The sequence below is a fragment of the Streptomyces ficellus genome (assembly GCF_009739905.1).
GTDB lineage: Bacteria > Actinomycetota > Actinomycetes > Streptomycetales > Streptomycetaceae > Streptomyces > Streptomyces ficellus_A.
On the sequence record NZ_CP034279.1, the window covers coordinates 3,362,178 to 3,377,450 of the forward strand.

A 15,273-nucleotide genomic window follows, 5' to 3' on the forward strand; every position below is an offset into this window, starting at 1 on the left:
AGTCAGGGAGAACTCCATGTCCGGCACCGACACGCGCAAGACCGTCCATCTCGCGATCTACGACACGCTGGCCGACTGGGAGACGGGGCACGCCACCGCGTGGCTGGCCCGCAGCGGGTTCGACATCCGCACGGTCGGGCCCACCACCGGCCCGGTGACCAGCGTCGGCGGACTGCGCATCACCCCCGACCTCGCCCTGGCCGAGCTGCGGCCCGAGGACAGCGCGCTGCTGATCCTCCCGGGCGCCGACCTCTGGGACACGAGCGAGGACCTGGCGCCCTTCGCCACCGCGGCGCGGGCCTTCCTCGACGCGGGTGTGCCGGTGGCCGCGATATGCGGGGCCACCGCCGGCCTGGCTCGCGAGGGCCTGCTCGACGACCGGCCGCACACCAGCGCCGTCTCCTTCTACCTCGCGGCGACGGGCTACAAGGGCGGCGAGCACTACGTCGACACGGACGCGGTCACCGACGGCGACCTCATCACGGCCGGGCCCACGGAGCCGGTGGCCTTCGCCCGCGAGGTCCTGGGCAGGATGGGGGCGTTCGAGGGCGCGAAGCTCGACGCCTGGTACCGGCTGTTCCACGACTCCGACCCGGCCGCCTTCGAGGAGCTGAACTCGTGAGCCGTGCCGAGAGGGAGCTCCAGGACCTGCTCAGCCGGACGGCGCTGGGGGTGTTCCGGCTGAACGGCCAGTTCCTCGGCGTCTCCGAGAAGCTGGCCAGGCCGGCCGGGATCACCGCCGCATGGTGGCAGGTCCTCGGGGCGGTGCTGTCCGAGCCGCTGCCGGTCTCCGGGATCGCCCGCGCGATGGGCATCACCCGGCAGAGCGTGCAGCGGATCGCGGACCTGCTGGTCCACGAGGGCCTGGCGGAGTACCGGCCGAACCCGGCGCACCGCCGCTCCAAGCTCCTCGCCCCGACGCAGTTGGGCCGGGGGACGATCGCCCGCATAGAACCGGGCCATGCCGAGTTCGCGACCCGTCTCGCCGCCGAGCTGGGGGTGGAGGCCTTCACCGAGACGGCACGGGTCCTGGAGCGGCTGTCGGAGGCGCTGGACTCCCTCACGGCCGGGCCTTCGGGCGGGGCGGCGGGCGGGCCCTCAAGCGGGCCCGCGCGTCCCTGAGGAAGTACCGGCCGTCGGGCGGACGTCGGGTAGTGTTGCCGCGTTCCGCAGGAGACCCACCGAGGAGGTGAGACCCATCAACGCCAGGTCAGGCAGGGCTCTCCCCTCCCGCACTTCGTAGACACGGGTCGTCGAGTCGCACGGGAGCGCCCCCAGGCGTCCCGAAAGGCTTGCGCTTCCCATGTCAGCAACACCGGTATCCGTATCGTTCTCCTCCACCGTCACCAGGCTGCGTGCCGCCGGCTGCGTCTTCGCCGAGGACGAGGCGGAGTTGCTCCTGTCCACCGCCCGCACGCCGGACGAGCTCGACGCCATGATCGAGCGTCGCGTCGTCGGCCATCCCCTTGAACACGTGCTGGGCTGGGCCGAGTTCCACGGTCTGCGCGTCGCCGTGGACGACGGCGTGTTCGTCCCGCGCCGACGCACCGAGTTCCTCGTCACCCGGGCCGCGGCCCTCACCCCGGCCCGGCGGCCCGTGGTGGTGGACCTCTGCTGCGGCACCGGCGCGCTGGGCGCCGCCCTCGTCTCGGCCCTGGGCGAGGCGGAACTGCACGCGGCCGACATCGACCCGGCCGCCGTGCGCTGCGCCCGCCGGAACGTCACCGCGGCGGGAGGGCGGGTGTACGAGGGCGACCTGTACGACCCCCTCCCGGCGGCGCTGCGGGGCCGCGTCGACATACTGCTGGCCAATGTGCCGTACGTCCCGACGGAGGAGGTGCAGTTGCTGCCCGCCGAGGCGCGGGTGCACGAGGCGCGGGTGGCGCTGGACGGGGGCGCGGACGGGTTGGACGTGCTGCGCCGGGTGGCCGCCGAAGCGCCCGGGTGGCTGGCGCCGGGCGGGAGCCTGCTGTTCGAGACCAGCGAGCACCAGGCCGCCGCCGCCACCGGGGTGGTCGCCGCCGCCGGGCTGGCCGCGCATGTGGTGACGTGCGAGGACCTGTACGCCACGGTGGTCATCGCGGTACGGGTGTGACGTCCGGGCGGAAGACGGCGGTGTGATGGTGGTTCGGGGTACTCGTGCCGGCCAGGGTGTAACAGGCGCAAATTCGGCGGCAGTTGAGTTTGAAGTGCGGAAAAACCCCGACACCGAACATTCACGGATACATCGCAGGACCCGGTCAACGTTCGTGGCCAACGCACTGGACAATATGCGAACGAATGTACGTTGGATCTAGCTTGCGGGAGCGCACCATACGCGCGATCAAGCACGCCCAAGTACCTCCATGCCCGCGACCCCGAAGGGGAATCAACATGCTGCCCACCCGGATAACGACGTCCATCGCGATCGCCGCGCTAGTGGCTGGTGCCGCCGTTATGACCGCTCCCGCACAGTCGGCATCGGCCTCTACATCGGCACCGGCATCGGCATTGGCATCGGCGGCGGCCGAGGACGCCAACTGCCGTACGACGACGGGAACCCAGGACTTCTACCCCGGGCCGTCCGCCGGCGAGACGTACGACAGCACGTTCCACAACAGTGTGGCCGTGCCGCCGGGTCTGTACAGCGGCGGGTTCGTTCCGCAGGGTCTGGCGTACTGGAACGACTGGGACGGGACGAGCGAAGACGTCCTGCTGATCTCGGCGTACCACTCGAGCGGTTCCGGCGCGAGCGCGATCTGGGGCATCGCCCTGAGCGGCCCCCGCCGGGGCGAGAGCCTTGGTCACATGCTGATCCCCAACACCCACGCGGGCGGCATAGTCGTGACCGGTGGTCACGTGTACGTCAGCGGCGAGGGCGGCGTGAAGTACTGGTCGACCGCCACCGTGCGTGCGGAGCTGGCGGGCGCCAACACGAACAAGGTGATCCAGCCGAAGGGTACGCAGGACATCGCCGGCAAGGGTTCGTTCCTCGGACTCGGCGGTGGCGAGGGCACCACCTTGTGGACCGGCGACTTCTCCGACACGAGCCACGAAAGCATGTGGCAGTACTCGACGAGCAGCACCGGTGCGCTGACGTACACCGGCAAGAAGCGCTGGGTGCCGGCGAAGACCCAGGGCATGGCGGTCGTGGGCGACAAGTACATCTTCGCCACGTCGTACGGCCGCGACAAGCGCAGCAACGTGTGGGTGCGGCCCACGTCGTACGAGACGGACATCACCGATGGGACGGCTTTCTGCATGCGCGCCCCCTCGATGATGGAGGGCCTGGCGTACGGCAACTCCAACGGCAACGAGCACGTCTGGGCGCTCTTCGAGAGCGGAGCCGAGCCGTACGTGAGCGACCCGAACACGCTCAACAAGATCACGAACATCCACTGGGCCGACGGGTCCGAGCTGGCCGGCCTGTACGGCCAGGGCGACTGACACCATCGACGCTCCTGCGGCTGACCAGGGCAGGGCAGTCGCCCACTTCGGGTCGGTGCGGACTCAGGTGGGCGAAGCCGTGACCTCAAGAGGACAGCAGGCGTTCCAGGGCGAGCACCGTGCTGCGGAGCAGGGCGGGGTGGACGAACCGGCCGTCGGCAGGGGGCGGGCAGCGCCAGCTGAGGGGCCAGGTGTTCCCGTGCAGCGCGGGTACCGGCACATAGCTCACCGTGCCGTGGCAGGCGTTGAACGGTGTCGCGCCGGACGGCCAGGCACGGCCCGCCGAGCTGCCCGGAGGGAGGAAGAAGTAGACGCCCCGGCGCCCGTTCGCCTCGATGACGACGGGCCCCGGGTCGCCGCCGGTCAGGTGCTCCAGGAGGTCGGCGGCGCGGCGCCCGTCGTCCCCGTCGACGCGTACGGCGTCGAATTGGACGCCCGCCTTGCGGAGTTGGAATCCGGACGCCGGAATCCATTCGATTCGTGGGTGGCGATTTGACGCATTCACAGGGACATCGTGGACCGCCACGGCTAGCGTTCTCCACGACTGCGGAAGCCCGTAGAAACCGCGTTGACCTGCGGAAAAGGCGTCCGGCAGCAGTCGAATTCGGCGGGGACGGGTTGTGACCGGTTGAGACCGGTTGAATCGAGGCGGTGACGCAATTTGGCGCGGACCGAGAACAAGGAAACGGCGGGTCCGGCGACGCGGCTCGTGGCGGACATGGCACGCAAGATGCGCGTCCGGAAAGGGTGGACACAGGACCAGCTCGGCAAGGAGATCGGTTTCACCGGCGCGGCGGTGAGCGCCATGGAGACCTGCGCCCAGCCGGCGAGCGACGCGATGCTGGAGCAGCTGGAGAAGGTGCTGGGCGACGGACTGGGCCTGTTCGAGCAGGCGCGGCTGTATGTCCGGCTGGACAAGTATCCGGAGCAGTTCAAGAACTACGCGCTGCTGGAGCAGAAGGCGGTGAGCCTGTCGCTGTACGCGACGCTGGTGGTGCACGGGCTGTTCCAGACGGAGGCGTACGCGCGGGCGCTGATCGGCGGTGGGTACCCGCCGCTGCCGGAGCGGCGGGTGGAGGAGCTGGTCGAGGCGAGGATGGCGCGCAGGGAGCTGTTCGAGCGGGAACCGGTGGCGCTGGTCGAGCTGGTGCTGGAGGAGTCGGTGCTGCGCCGCACGATCGGCGGTGCGGAGGTCATGCGGGGGCAGTTGCTGCATCTCGCGGAGTGCGCGCGGAGGCGGAACGTGACGGTTCAGGTGCTGCCACTGGACTGCGGGCTGAGCGGGGAGCACGCTGGCGCATACGGCGGCATGACACTGATCGAAACCCCGGAACACTCTCACCTCGCGTACCTGGAACCCCAGGACGAAAGCCTGTTGATCAAGGAGCCCACAAAGGTCAGCAGCTACGGCCAGCGGTATGCGAGGATCCGAGCACAGGCCCTGGATCCACGTGAATCACTGGGCCTCATCGAGCGGTTGGCAGGAGAGGCGAGATGACCAGCACCCTGCGGTGGTTCAAGTCCAGCTACAGCAGCCCCAGCGGTGGCGAGTGCGTCGAAGTGGCCTTCGACTGGCGTACGTCCTCGTACAGCAGCTCCAGCGGCGGCGACTGCGTCGAGGTGGCCGCCTGCCCCCACACCGTGCGCGTCCGTGACTCCAAGAACCCGGGCGGTCCCGTCCTCGCCGTCACCCCGGCGGCCTGGGGGTCCTTCCTCGACTGGGCCGAGTAGGGTTATCAGTAGGAATCACCTGAAAGGGGGCGACATGTCCGCGATCAGGCAGAGCGTCGAGATCTCGCGTCGTCCCGAGGACGTCTTCTCCTATCTGACCGACACCTCCCACATGCCCGAGTGGCAGGAGAGCGCCCTGTCGGTCACCCCGGCCGGAGGCGGCCCCACCGGCGGCCTGGGCTCCCGGGTCATGGTGACCCGGCAGATGGGCCGTCGGCGGATGCCGATGACCATGGAGATGAGCGAGTACGACCCGCCTCGGCGCTTCCGTATGGACGGGATCGACGGCCCTGTCCGGGGCCATGTGCAGGGGACGGTCGAGCCGATCGGCGACGGCGAGCGGTCGCGCGTGACGCTGGACCTGGACTTCGAGTCGCACGGCATCGGGAAGGTGCTCGTGCCGCTGATGGTCCGCCCGCATGTGAAGAAGGAACTGCCGAAGAACGAGCAGCACCTCAAGGACATCCTGGAGGCACGCCCGTAGTCGGCCACAGGGCCCGGGCGCGCTCCGGGCCCCACAGTCGTCGGCGGGCCTACTTCTCGATGGCGATCACCCGCACGCCGGTCCCCCGGTAGCGTTTGGGGTCGGCGCTGAGTACCGGTCGGCCCCGAGGCCACTCCACCGAGGGCTGGGCCAGGTGCACGGCGTGCGCACTGCTCCACTCGTCGCCATGGACGCGCAGGCGCTTGCCGACCGCCGCAGCGCCGGAGAAGTCCAGACCGGTGATGTCCACGGACGGCAGGGCGCCCACGTGTTCCGCGACGCCCGCCCGTTCGCTCTCGGCGGCGGTCAGGGACAGGGCCGGGATGTAGATCCTCAGGGTGGCGTCATTCTCGGCCTCGACGACGAGGCGCGATGCCATGCGGTTGCCGGCGCCGAGCGCCAGCACGGCGGTGTCGTCGAAGACGATCGCGCGCGGCAGCGGGTACTGGTCCTTCTTCACTGGACCTCCCCGACGCGCCCGGAGACCACGTCCGCCCAGAGCTGCTGCCCGGCCGACGCGTCCTGCTCCGTGTAGGGCCCGCCGAGGAAGTGCTCCTCGACGTACGCCTTGGTCTCCTCGCGCCGCTGCGCCAGTTCTTCCTTGGTCGGCGTCGCACCGGCGAGCTGCGCGACCAGGTCGCGCATGGTGATGCCGCGATCCCGGGCGAGCTCCTGGAGACGGTCACGTACCGCCGGGTCAACCTTGATCGTCGTATCTGCCACGGTGACAGTATACCGGCGGTATACCACCTCGGGGCGTTCGAGTGCGATGGTCATGGCACTCCGTTTCTTTTCGATGGACCCGGCCGCCGGTCGGCGGCCGGGAGTTCTCAGCGGCGGCGGCGCAGGACCTGCCGGACCGACGCGCCGCCGCGCAGTGCCGCCGCGACGAACCCGGCGACGGCGGGCGTGGCGGGGGCACAGCGGGTGCAGGAGGCCCCCTCGGGCACCGGCGCGCCGCAGACGCCGCACTCGGGGCGCACGGGGGCCGTGGGGCGCGGTGCGGGCTTCTTGCGGCGGAGACGGTCGGCCACCAGGGCGGCGGGGGCGTGGACGCGAGCGGGCAGGCCGGAGGTGAGCGCCTCGCGGATCAGGGCGTCACTGGCGCCGACCGCCCACCACTCCTCGACGAGGGTCCTCAGCCGTTCCGCCTCGCCCTCCCCGAGGGCGAGCCGTGGATCGCTGCGGCCCAGCGAGGTGAGCAACCGGGCCGCCGGGGAGGGAGGTTCTTTCACCCCCGTCTTTTCTCCCGGAGGGAGCGGGCCAGGAGCGCCGTGGTCCGGGTCGCCGGAGGCCGGGTTTCCGGCCGTTTCGGGCACGGGCGCGGCAGCGGGGCCTGCGGCGGGCGCGGCGGCGGGGCCGGGATGGGAGGCTTCGGGGTCGTACGGGGTGTCGAAGACCTCGTACTCCGTGCGCAGTTGCCCCATGCGGTCGCGGCGCGTCAGGCGGCGCAGATAGCGGGCCTCCTCCAGCTCCCGGAGAGCGGCGCCGATCCGGTCGCGGCCTTCCTTGCGCTGGTCAGAGAGCTTGCGGATGCTCGCCTTGGCGCCGTTCGGAAGGCTGACGAGATAGGCGAGGAGGCCCACCGCGCACCACGAAATGGTGGCATCGCGCAGCAGGGCGTTGCTGAAAGTGGTGAAGGCGCGGGTGGGCGCGGTACGGTAAACACGCATCGGGAGGTAGTGCTCCTGGTGTCGCGCCCCCGGATGTTGGCTCATCGCGGGGGCATTTTCGTTGTCTGTGCCGCGAATCTAGCGGCATGCACAGCGATCACCGCAATCAACAACCGTTGGTCATACAGTCATTCGAAAGCCGGGGGCGGGAAAACCGGTCTCCGGTGCGACCTGCGGTTTTCCAGCGAAAAGGGGTGGCCACCCGCCGGTGGCCACCCCTGTGTCATATGCCGAATTCACCCTTCCGGGTGAGGCTTTAGGAGAGCGCGCCGCGCGCTCCCCACCCTGTGCCGATCTGGACCGTGGAGCCGAAAGTGCCGTCGCCCCTGCCGCTGTTGCGCAGCAGCTTGCCGTTGGTGTCGCGGGACACGAGGTCGAGCTTGCCGTCCCCGTCGACGTCACCCGCGCCGATGATGGCGTCGCGTCCCGCTCCCCAGTCGCTGAAGACCAGGGTCCGCGCGTGGAACGCACCCGTGCCGGTGCTCTTGTACCGCCACAGGTCGCCGGCCGCGTCGCGCGCCAGCAGGTAGGGGTGGCCGTCGCCGGCCAGGTCGCCCGCACCGATCAGGGTGAGGCCGGTCCACTTCCCGGCGATCTTGACGCCGCCCCTGATGCCACCCGCCGCGTTGTCGGCGTACAGGTAGAGGTCGCCCGTGGAGCGCACGCGGGCCAGCAGGTCGGGCCGCCCGTCACCGGTCAGGTCACCGGAGTTGAGCAGCGCGTCGAAGGCGTTGAAGCCCGCACCGATCTTCGCCTTGGGGCTGCCGGGAGCGGGGACACCGCCGCACGTCCCGCTGTGCCGGTAGAGGTCTCCCGCGGTGGTGCGGACGAGGATGTCGTCACAGTCGTCGCCGTCCAGGTCGCCGAACGGCACGACGTGGTTGATCCCGGTCCAGCCGGTGGACGTCGTGGACGTGCCCTTCACCGGCTCGTGGGCGGTGATCCTGTCGCCGGCGCGGGCGAAGACCTCGCCGATGCCGTCGCCGTCGTAGTCGCGGAAGGGCCGGTGGACGTCGGCCACCTGGATGACGCCCGTCCGCACCGCGCGCGGGCCGCTGCCGTCGCCGGGGTCGGCGCTGAGGGTCCACGTGTAGTGGGCGGCGGGCACGGGCTTGCCGTCGGCTCCCCTGCCGTCCCAGGCGAGCGCGACCTGCGCACCCTTGCGGTCACCGGCGACCAGGGTGGCCACGGTGGTACCGGCCGGGTTCTTGATCTCCAGGGTGGCGCGGGTGGCGGGGCGGGTGAGCTGCCAGGCGGCGTGCCAGATGTTGTCCTTGCCGTTGGCCAGGTTCAGCACCGAGGCGTCCACCCGCTCCTCGCTGAACCCGATCGGCGAACGCGGCACGGTCACCGGCTTGACGTGGATGCGCTCCTGCGCGTCCGTGAACGCCACGTGCCCGCCGAACTTGTCGACCGACCAGTCGGCGTCGGCCGGTACGGAAGCGAAGTCGTTCGTCGTGACGGCCGACGGGACTCCGGTGTGGAAGTCGGTGAGCGTGAGCTTCCCGGCCGCCTTGTCCTTGCGCACCAGGAACCCGTCGCCGAGCTGCGCCTCGCCGAACGGTACGGGCGTGCTCACCCGGCTCTTCTGGTCCCAGACGCCTGCCTTGGCACCCTGGGCGCAGCTCCAGTAGACCCAGCGGCCCACGGCCTGGAGCTCGTTGGGCGTGCAGCCGGAGCCGATGGCGAGGGCGGGCGAGGTGGCCTTCGACTTCATGTCGTACCAGGAGACGGTGCCGGGTGCGGCGGGGTCGGACATCCAGAAGGTGGTGCCCCAGACCGTGGAGGCGGCCTTGCCGTCGAACCGGCGGGTGTTGTTCGGTGCCTGGAGGTCGCCGGCGTACTGAGTGGTGGCGGTGCCGGACGCGACGTACCGGCCGGACCCGCCGGACAGCCGTCCGTACATGCCGGCGGCGTGCGCGCCCGGGGCGGCGAGGACGTCGCTGCCGGTCTGGTGGGCGGACTCGCCGTTGCCGAGGGGGACCAGGGCGTCGACGGTGCCGGGTACCGGCCGGTCCAGCACCCGGTTGCCCGCCGTGGGGGTGCCGGTGAGGGCGAGCGAGTGCTCGTACAGCGCCGGGCTCGATGACCCGTCGGAGGTCGCCCGGTAGTGCAGCGTCCCGGCGCCCAGGGTGAGACCGTCCACGGTCGTCGACGCGGTCGGGACGTCGCTGACCTTGGTGACCTGCGGCGCGCCGTTGGCGTCGAGACTGATCCGGCGGACCGCCCAGTCCGTCGCGCCGGTGCCGCCGGTGACGAGCAGGCTGCCGTCGGGCGCGGCCTGCGGCCGCGCGGCGGAGTGCGCCAGCAGGAAGCGGGGCTGGCCGCCGCCCACGGGGATGGCTTGGAGCCGTACACCCGGCAGATCGGCGTTCCAGGACTCGGGCGTCCAGCCGAACACGATCCAGTCGCCGATCACCGTCTCCCAGCCCCGGAAGAACTGGTATCCGTGCGGCGGCTTCGGGAGCTGCGTCACCACGGGCGTGGCCATCGGGTCGGCGCGCGGCACCGTGCGGAGCTCGTTCGCGTTGTCGCCGCCGTACCGGTCCATCAGGTGCCGGTCACCGAACTGTTCGAGGTCCACGTCCCCGTGGTCGGGCATCTCCCGCAGCTCGGCGGTGGCGTAGTCGACGAGGTACTCCTTCTCGACCGCCCCGTCGGGGCCGGCCAGGAACACCACCGCGCCCTTGCTCGTCAGGTCGTACGCGGTGCCGTCCATCAGCTTGAGGCCCTGGGGCACACCCGTCACCGGCCGCTCGACAGGCCTGCCGTCCTGCATCGTCACGACCGCGAGGGCGGTCAGCGAGCCGTCCGCCGCCGACCGTGCCACCAGGACCGAGTCGGCGGTGAAGCCCTTGGTCCAGCTCGCGCCCTCCGGCACCTCCACCTTCCGCACCCCGCCGGAGCCCAGCGTGGTGACGCTGACCGTCCGGGGCGCGCCCGGGGTCGCGGGGTCGAGGGCGGCGCGCATGCCGCCGTACCCGCTGCCGGTGGCCGTCAGCGGGGTGGTCGCGCCGGTGGCGTACTCCGTCCAGAGGGTGCCGGTGGTGCCCTCCCGCTGGTGCAGGTGACCGGTGGCGCCCGCCTCGACCACGGTGTCGGCGCGCGGCTGGTAGCGCACGGGCGCGGGCAGGACGACCTCGGCGGCCGGGCCGTCCGCCGCGAGCGCCGCGCCCGGGAAGAGCGGCACGAGGGTGCCGGCGAGGGCGACGGACAGGGCGACGGACGCGCCGGAGCGGGTCAGGGCGTGACGTGGCAAGGATCCCCCCAGGAACCTGGATCTCGAAGGGCGGGGAGGTACACGGCAGCGCACTCCGCTGAGCTCTTCGGCCCGGCCCCCGGGCCGTGTCCCCCACCGCAAGAGGGTCGGATCGTAACAGCCGCCCCATCAGCACCGGAACGCTCTTTCGAACGGGCATGACGAAGGGCGGCCACCCGCCGGTGGCCGCCCTCGTGCCGTGGGGGGTTCAGCAGCTCAGGTTGGAGCCCGTCGGGACGCCCAGGATCTGGGTGAAGCGCTGGTAGTTGTTGATCCGGCTCTGGACCTGGGCGGGGTTCTTGCCGTCGCACTCCAGGTAGCCGTTGATGGAGCGGATCGTCTGGCCGAAGCCGGCGCCGTTCACCATGGCGTTGTGGGGGGTCATGGTGCCGGGGCCGTTCTGGGTGTTCCAGTACCAGAGCCCGGTCTTCCAGGCGACTGCCGGCTCGCGCTCGACGCGGTGGGGGTTGTTGAGCAGGTCGATGCCGAGCGCGTCGCCCGCGGCCTTGTAGTTGAAGTTCCAGCTGAGCTGGATCGGGCCGCGGCCGTAGTAGGCGGCCTGGCCGGCCGGGCAGCCGTAGGGCTGAGCGCGGTCGCAGTAGTGCGGGTAGTTGGCGGTGTTCTGCTCGACGACGTGGACCAGGCCGCCGGTCTCGTGGCTGACGTTGGCGAGGAAGGCGGCGGCCTCCTGCTTCTTGACCGTGTCAGTGCCGGTCTTGGCGAAGCCGGGGTAGGCGCTCAGCGCGGCGGTGAGGCCGCTGTAGGTGTAGAAGGAGTTCCGGTTCGGGAACATCTGGTTGAACTGGGCCTCGCTCACGACGAAGCCGGACGGGTCCGGGTCGGGGTTGCCGCCGCCCCCGCCGCACGCGCCCTGGTCGGACCAGACGTCGGCGGAGCCGGGGCGCTCGTTCTGGGTCCACCACTTGGCGAGCCAGTTGCGGCCGTTGTACGAGGCGGTCTTGCCGCCCGTGTAGACGGTGGAGGAGCTCCACGGCGTCGCGCACGCGGCGGCCGACGCGGTGGAGGCGGGGAGGACGACGGCCAGGCCGACGGCCGTGGCGAGAGCGGCGAACAGGGTCAACAGGCGTCGCAACATGGGGGAGTTGCCCTTCCGTGGGAGTGGTCCATACGGAAGCGCGAATGGTCTGCACCTGTCAAGGTCTAGACCAAGATGCGGGGTGGACCAGCTGCACAGCCGCCTGCCCCTCCGTGACGGCTCTGGCATGCTCTTCCCACGTGGAGCCCCTGAGTGCTGAAGACCCTGTCCGGATCGGCCCGTTCCGCCTGCTCGGCCGGCTCGGCTCCGGCGGCATGGGCCGGGTGTACCTGGCCCGGTCGGCCGGTGGCCGCACCGTCGCGGTGAAGGTCGTGCACGCCGAGCTGGCCGCGCAGGACGAGTTCCGGCGCCGCTTCGCCCGCGAGGTCGCCGCGCTGGAGAAGGTCGGGGGCGCCGGCACCGCGCCCGTGCTCGGCTCGGACACCGGGGCCGGGGCGCCCTGGGTCGCCATCGCGTACGTCGCCGGGCCGCCCCTGCGCACCGTGGTCGGCGGCGAGTACGGGCCGCTGCCCCCGGCGTCCGTGCGGTCGCTGGCCGCCGGGCTGGCCGGCGCCCTGGAGCACGTCCACGCCGCCGGGCTGGTCCACCGGGACCTCAAGCCCGCGAACGTCCTGCTCACCGTCGACGGACCGCGCATCATCGACTTCGGCATCGCCCGCGCGGTCGACACCGTCACCGACGGCGGCCTGACCAGTACCGGCGCACTCGTCGGATCACCCGGCTACATGTCGCCCGAACAGGTGCGGGGCGAGCGGCTCACCCCCGCGTCGGACGTGTTCTGCCTCGGCTCCGTCCTCGTCTACGCGGCGACCGGACGTCCCCCCTTCGGTGCCGCGGACAGCGGCGTCCACGCCACGATGTTCCGCATCGCCCACGACGAGCCGGACCTCACCGGGCTGCCCGCCGAACTGGACGAACTCGTGCGCGGCTGCCTCGCCAAGGACCCGGCCGCCCGCCCCACCGCCGCCCACCTGGCCGCGCACGTCGAGGCCGCCGACCCGTGGCTGCCCGCCGGGCTGCTCGCCCAGCTCGGCCGCCTCGCCGCCCGGCTCCTGGACGAGGACGGCGGTCCGGACCAGGAGGGCCCCACCGCCCGCGACGGTGCCACCGGCGCAGAGGGCTCGGCGGCCCGGGACGGCGCCGCGACCGAGGGCCGCACGACCGGGGGTGACGCGAACGGGGGTGACGCGAACGGGGACGCGCCGACCGGGCCGGCCGCCGTGGCGGAACCACCGGGCCGGCCCCGCCCGCGCCCGCGCCGGGGGCGGCGGCGGCTCGTGGCCGGCGTCGTCGCGGTCGTCGCCGCCGCCGCGGTCGCCGTGGCGTACGCGACGGCCGGCCACTGGGACTGGCCGGGCCGACCGGGGGGCGGGACCACCACGGCCGGGGACGAGCAGCCCGGCAACGTCGTCCCCGCCGCGTTCCTCGGCGCCTGGGAGGGCGTCCTCAAGGGCACCGACACCGCCCCGTACGAGACCGCCCGCATCGAGATCACCAAGGGCCGGCCGGGCGACAAGGCGGGGGTGTACGTCCATGTCGCGGGTGAACGGCTCTGCATGGGACGGTCGACGCTCGTCTCGGCGGACGACGACACGATCGTGTTCGGGGAGAGCGACGTGACCACGAGCGTGCCCGCCGGCCGCTGCACGCCCGCCGCGCACCAGAAGCTCACCGTCCGGTCCCCGGACGTCCTCCAGTGGTCGTCGGGCGCCGCGAGCGCCACGTTCCGCAGGGCGCGGTCGGGCCCGGAGGCGGTACCGGCGGCGCTCGTCGGGCACTGGGACGACGTCCCGCACCCGGACGTGGCCGACCCGAACCAGGACCTCTACAGCCACGAGGTGATCATCACGCAGGGCCCGGTCGGAGCGCCGCTCGTCCGGTTCGAGCAGAGCTTCCCGCTGACCGACGAGGAGACCGGCGAGCCGCTGCCCGGCGGCGACACGGTCAACTGCGCCTCGACGGCCGTACTCGGCGGTGCGGGCACCCTGCTGGTCGTCGGCCCGGCGACCCCGGACACCGCCGCCTCCGACCGCGCGTGCTCGCCGTCCGGGGCGTCCAGCAACCTGCGGATCCAGCGCGTCGGCGGCGAGGACCGGCTGCTGCTGTACGGGATGGACGCGGACGGGGAGCCCGGCGAGTTCTCCAAGGAGAAGTGACCGGGCTCCCCGTCCGTACGGCGGCCGACCTGGTTTACAGGAAGGAGTTGATCTCGATCGTCTCGGTACGGCCGGGGCCGACACCGATCGCGGAGATCGGCGCGCCCGACATCTCCTCCAGCGCCTTCACGTAGGCCTGCGCGTTCTTCGGCAGGTCGGAGAAGGTCTTCGCCTTGCTGATGTCCTCGGACCAGCCGGGCAGGTACTCGTAGACCGGCTTCGCGTGGTGGAAGTCCGTCTGCGAGTACGGCAGCTCCTCGACGCGCTTGCCGTCGATCTCGTACGCGACGCAGACCGGGATCTGCTCCCAGCCGGTGAGCACGTCGAGCTTGGTGAGGAAGAAGTCGGTCAGGCCGTTGACGCGGGTGGCGTACCGGGCGATGACCGCGTCGAACCAGCCGCAGCGGCGGTCACGGCCGGTGGTGACGCCCCGCTCGCCGCCGATGCGGCGCAGCGCCTCGCCGTCCTCGTCGAACAGCTCGGTCGGGAACGGGCCGGCGCCCACGCGGGTGGTGTACGCCTTGAGGATGCCGATGACCCGGCTGATCTTCGTGGGGCCGACGCCCGCGCCGGTGCAGGCACCGCCGGAGGTCGGGTTGGAGGAGGTCACGAAGGGGTACGTGCCGTGGTCGACGTCCAGGAGGGTGCCCTGGCCGCCTTCGAAGAGGACGACCTTGCCCTCGTCGATGGCGTTGTTGAGGATCAGGGTCGTGTCGGCGACGAACGGCCTGATCTGCTCCGCGTACTGGAGCATCTCCTCGACGATCCGGCCCGGCTCGATGGCGCGGCGGTTGAAGACCTTGGCGAGGAGCTGGTTCTTCTGCTCCAGCGCCGCCTCGACCTTCTGCTCCAGGATCGACTCGTCGTAGAGGTCCTGGACGCGGATGCCGACGCGGTTGATCTTGTCGGCGTACGTGGGGCCGATGCCGCGCCCGGTCGTGCCGATCTTGCGCTTGCCGAGGAACCGTTCCGTCACCTTGTCGAGGGTGACGTTGTACGGCGTGATCAGGTGAGCGTTACCGCTGATCAGCAGTTTCGACGTGTCGACGCCGCGCTCGTTCAGTCCGCTCAGCTCGGAGAGCAGAACCGCCGGGTCGACGACGACACCGTTTCCGATCACCGGGGTGCACCCCGGCGAGAGGATTCCGGAAGGGAGAAGGTGCAGCGCGTACTTCTGGTCGCCGACGACGACCGTGTGGCCGGCGTTGTTGCCGCCCTGGTAGCGCACCACATAATCAACGGATCCACCGAGGAGGTCGGTGGCCTTTCCCTTGCCCTCGTCACCCCACTGAGCACCGAGCAGCACAAGTGCGGGCACAGGCGTACACCCCTTCCGGGCGGGGCATGTCCAAGGCCAGGGGCAGTACAAACGTCGTACGACGGTGTACGACACGACCTGGGCCGTCGGACCGGGTGCCCCGGAATAGACGAAGCCCCTGGCGCAATAGCGCAAGGGGCTCTTGCACAAAGATGCTACCCGAGGAAGG

15 protein-coding genes are annotated in these 15,273 nt (G+C 71.4%); 8 read left to right on the plus strand and 7 right to left on the minus strand.

Annotated features, from left to right (window positions below):
• The first annotated feature begins 16 nt into the window (after nt 1-16).
• From EIZ62_RS14810 to EIZ62_RS14825, 4 genes are all read left to right on the plus strand, one after another.
• Entirely contained in the window at nt 17-622 is a 606-nt protein-coding gene (locus tag EIZ62_RS14810) for a DJ-1/PfpI family protein (RefSeq protein WP_156693142.1), read from the plus strand.
• Nucleotides 619-1,122 (plus strand): MarR family winged helix-turn-helix transcriptional regulator, encoded by a 504-nt coding sequence (locus EIZ62_RS14815; RefSeq protein WP_156693143.1) that lies wholly within the window; start codon nt 619-621, stop codon nt 1,120-1,122. Before EIZ62_RS14810 ends, EIZ62_RS14815 begins: the two co-directional genes overlap by 4 nt.
• A 181-nt stretch (nt 1,123-1,303) precedes the next feature.
• Complete coding sequence (locus EIZ62_RS14820) at nt 1,304-2,095, plus strand: putative protein N(5)-glutamine methyltransferase (protein WP_156693144.1); 792 nt, start codon at nt 1,304-1,306, stop codon at nt 2,093-2,095.
• Between the two features lie 395 nt (nt 2,096-2,490).
• Nucleotides 2,491-3,426 carry a hypothetical protein gene (locus tag EIZ62_RS14825; RefSeq protein WP_156693145.1) on the plus strand — a complete coding sequence of 312 codons (936 nt, stop codon included), beginning with the start codon at nt 2,491-2,493 and terminating at the stop codon, nt 3,424-3,426.
• Between the two features lie 85 nt (nt 3,427-3,511).
• Here EIZ62_RS14825 and EIZ62_RS14830 read toward each other — a convergent pair whose 3' ends face one another.
• Nucleotides 3,512-3,931 carry a hypothetical protein gene (locus EIZ62_RS14830; RefSeq protein ID WP_208827921.1) on the minus strand — a complete coding sequence of 140 codons (420 nt, stop codon included), beginning with the start codon at nt 3,929-3,931 and terminating at the stop codon, nt 3,512-3,514.
• 156 nt (nt 3,932-4,087) lie between these two features.
• Here EIZ62_RS14830 and EIZ62_RS14835 point away from each other — a divergent pair, with 156 nt between their 5' ends.
• From EIZ62_RS14835 to EIZ62_RS14845, 3 genes are read left to right on the plus strand one after another with little or no spacing between them, the layout of a single operon-like run.
• Nucleotides 4,088-4,924: a helix-turn-helix domain-containing protein gene (locus tag EIZ62_RS14835; RefSeq protein WP_156693146.1), complete on the plus strand. Its 837-nt coding sequence runs from the start codon at nt 4,088-4,090 to the stop codon at nt 4,922-4,924.
• Nucleotides 4,921-5,157, plus strand: a complete 237-nt coding sequence (locus tag EIZ62_RS14840; protein WP_156693147.1) for a DUF397 domain-containing protein — start codon at nt 4,921-4,923, stop codon at nt 5,155-5,157. The genes EIZ62_RS14835 and EIZ62_RS14840 overlap by 4 nt, the downstream gene beginning before the upstream one ends.
• A gap of 34 nt (nt 5,158-5,191) precedes the next feature.
• Entirely contained in the window at nt 5,192-5,641 is a 450-nt protein-coding gene (locus EIZ62_RS14845; RefSeq protein WP_156693148.1) for an SRPBCC family protein, read from the plus strand.
• A 49-nt stretch (nt 5,642-5,690) separates the two neighbouring features.
• On the opposite strand, the gene EIZ62_RS14850 is transcribed toward EIZ62_RS14845, so the two are convergent.
• The 5 genes from EIZ62_RS14850 to EIZ62_RS14870 all read right to left on the minus strand — a co-directional run bounded on the left by EIZ62_RS14850 (nt 5,691) and on the right by EIZ62_RS14870 (nt 11,669).
• The gene (locus EIZ62_RS14850) at nt 5,691-6,101 is read right to left on the minus strand and encodes a PIN domain-containing protein (protein ID WP_156693149.1); all 411 of its coding nucleotides are present in this window, start codon (nt 6,099-6,101) and stop codon (nt 5,691-5,693) included.
• Nucleotides 6,098-6,364, minus strand: a complete 267-nt coding sequence (locus EIZ62_RS14855) for a hypothetical protein (protein WP_244375702.1) — start codon at nt 6,362-6,364, stop codon at nt 6,098-6,100. The genes EIZ62_RS14850 and EIZ62_RS14855 overlap by 4 nt, the downstream gene beginning before the upstream one ends.
• A 107-nt stretch (nt 6,365-6,471) precedes the next feature.
• Complete coding sequence (locus EIZ62_RS14860) at nt 6,472-7,314, minus strand: hypothetical protein (RefSeq protein WP_156693151.1); 843 nt, start codon at nt 7,312-7,314, stop codon at nt 6,472-6,474.
• Nucleotides 7,315-7,570: 256 nt separating this feature from the next.
• A complete protein-coding gene (locus EIZ62_RS14865) occupies nt 7,571-10,573 on the minus strand; it encodes an FG-GAP-like repeat-containing protein (RefSeq protein ID WP_156693152.1) in 3,003 nt (1,000 codons plus the stop codon).
• A 208-nt stretch (nt 10,574-10,781) separates the two neighbouring features.
• Nucleotides 10,782-11,669, minus strand: a complete 888-nt coding sequence (locus tag EIZ62_RS14870; protein ID WP_156693153.1) for a glycoside hydrolase family 19 protein — start codon at nt 11,667-11,669, stop codon at nt 10,782-10,784.
• A gap of 140 nt (nt 11,670-11,809) precedes the next feature.
• On the opposite strand from EIZ62_RS14870, the gene EIZ62_RS14875 reads away from it, so the two are divergent.
• The gene (locus tag EIZ62_RS14875; RefSeq protein ID WP_156693154.1) at nt 11,810-13,786 is read left to right on the plus strand and encodes a serine/threonine-protein kinase; all 1,977 of its coding nucleotides are present in this window, start codon (nt 11,810-11,812) and stop codon (nt 13,784-13,786) included.
• Nucleotides 13,787-13,820: 34 nt separating this feature from the next.
• Here EIZ62_RS14875 and EIZ62_RS14880 read toward each other — a convergent pair whose 3' ends face one another.
• Entirely contained in the window at nt 13,821-15,104 is a 1,284-nt protein-coding gene (locus EIZ62_RS14880) for an adenylosuccinate synthase (RefSeq protein WP_156693155.1), read from the minus strand.
• Nucleotides 15,105-15,273: the final 169 nt, after the last annotated feature.

What these genes read in the sequence shown, in the direction of transcription:
- EIZ62_RS14810 (WP_156693142.1), top strand. Translation starts at nt 17, where the DNA reads ATGTCCGGCACCGACACGCGCAAGACCGTCCATCTCGCGATCTACGAC.
- EIZ62_RS14820 (WP_156693144.1), top strand. Translation starts at nt 1,304, where the DNA reads ATGTCAGCAACACCGGTATCCGTATCGTTCTCCTCCACCGTCACCAGG.
- EIZ62_RS14840 (WP_156693147.1), top strand. Translation starts at nt 4,921, where the DNA reads ATGACCAGCACCCTGCGGTGGTTCAAGTCCAGCTACAGCAGCCCCAGC.
- EIZ62_RS14845 (WP_156693148.1), top strand. Translation starts at nt 5,192, where the DNA reads ATGTCCGCGATCAGGCAGAGCGTCGAGATCTCGCGTCGTCCCGAGGAC.
- EIZ62_RS14860 (WP_156693151.1), bottom strand. Translation starts at nt 7,314, where the DNA reads ATGCGTGTTTACCGTACCGCGCCCACCCGCGCCTTCACCACTTTCAGC.
- EIZ62_RS14870 (WP_156693153.1), bottom strand. Translation starts at nt 11,669, where the DNA reads ATGTTGCGACGCCTGTTGACCCTGTTCGCCGCTCTCGCCACGGCCGTC.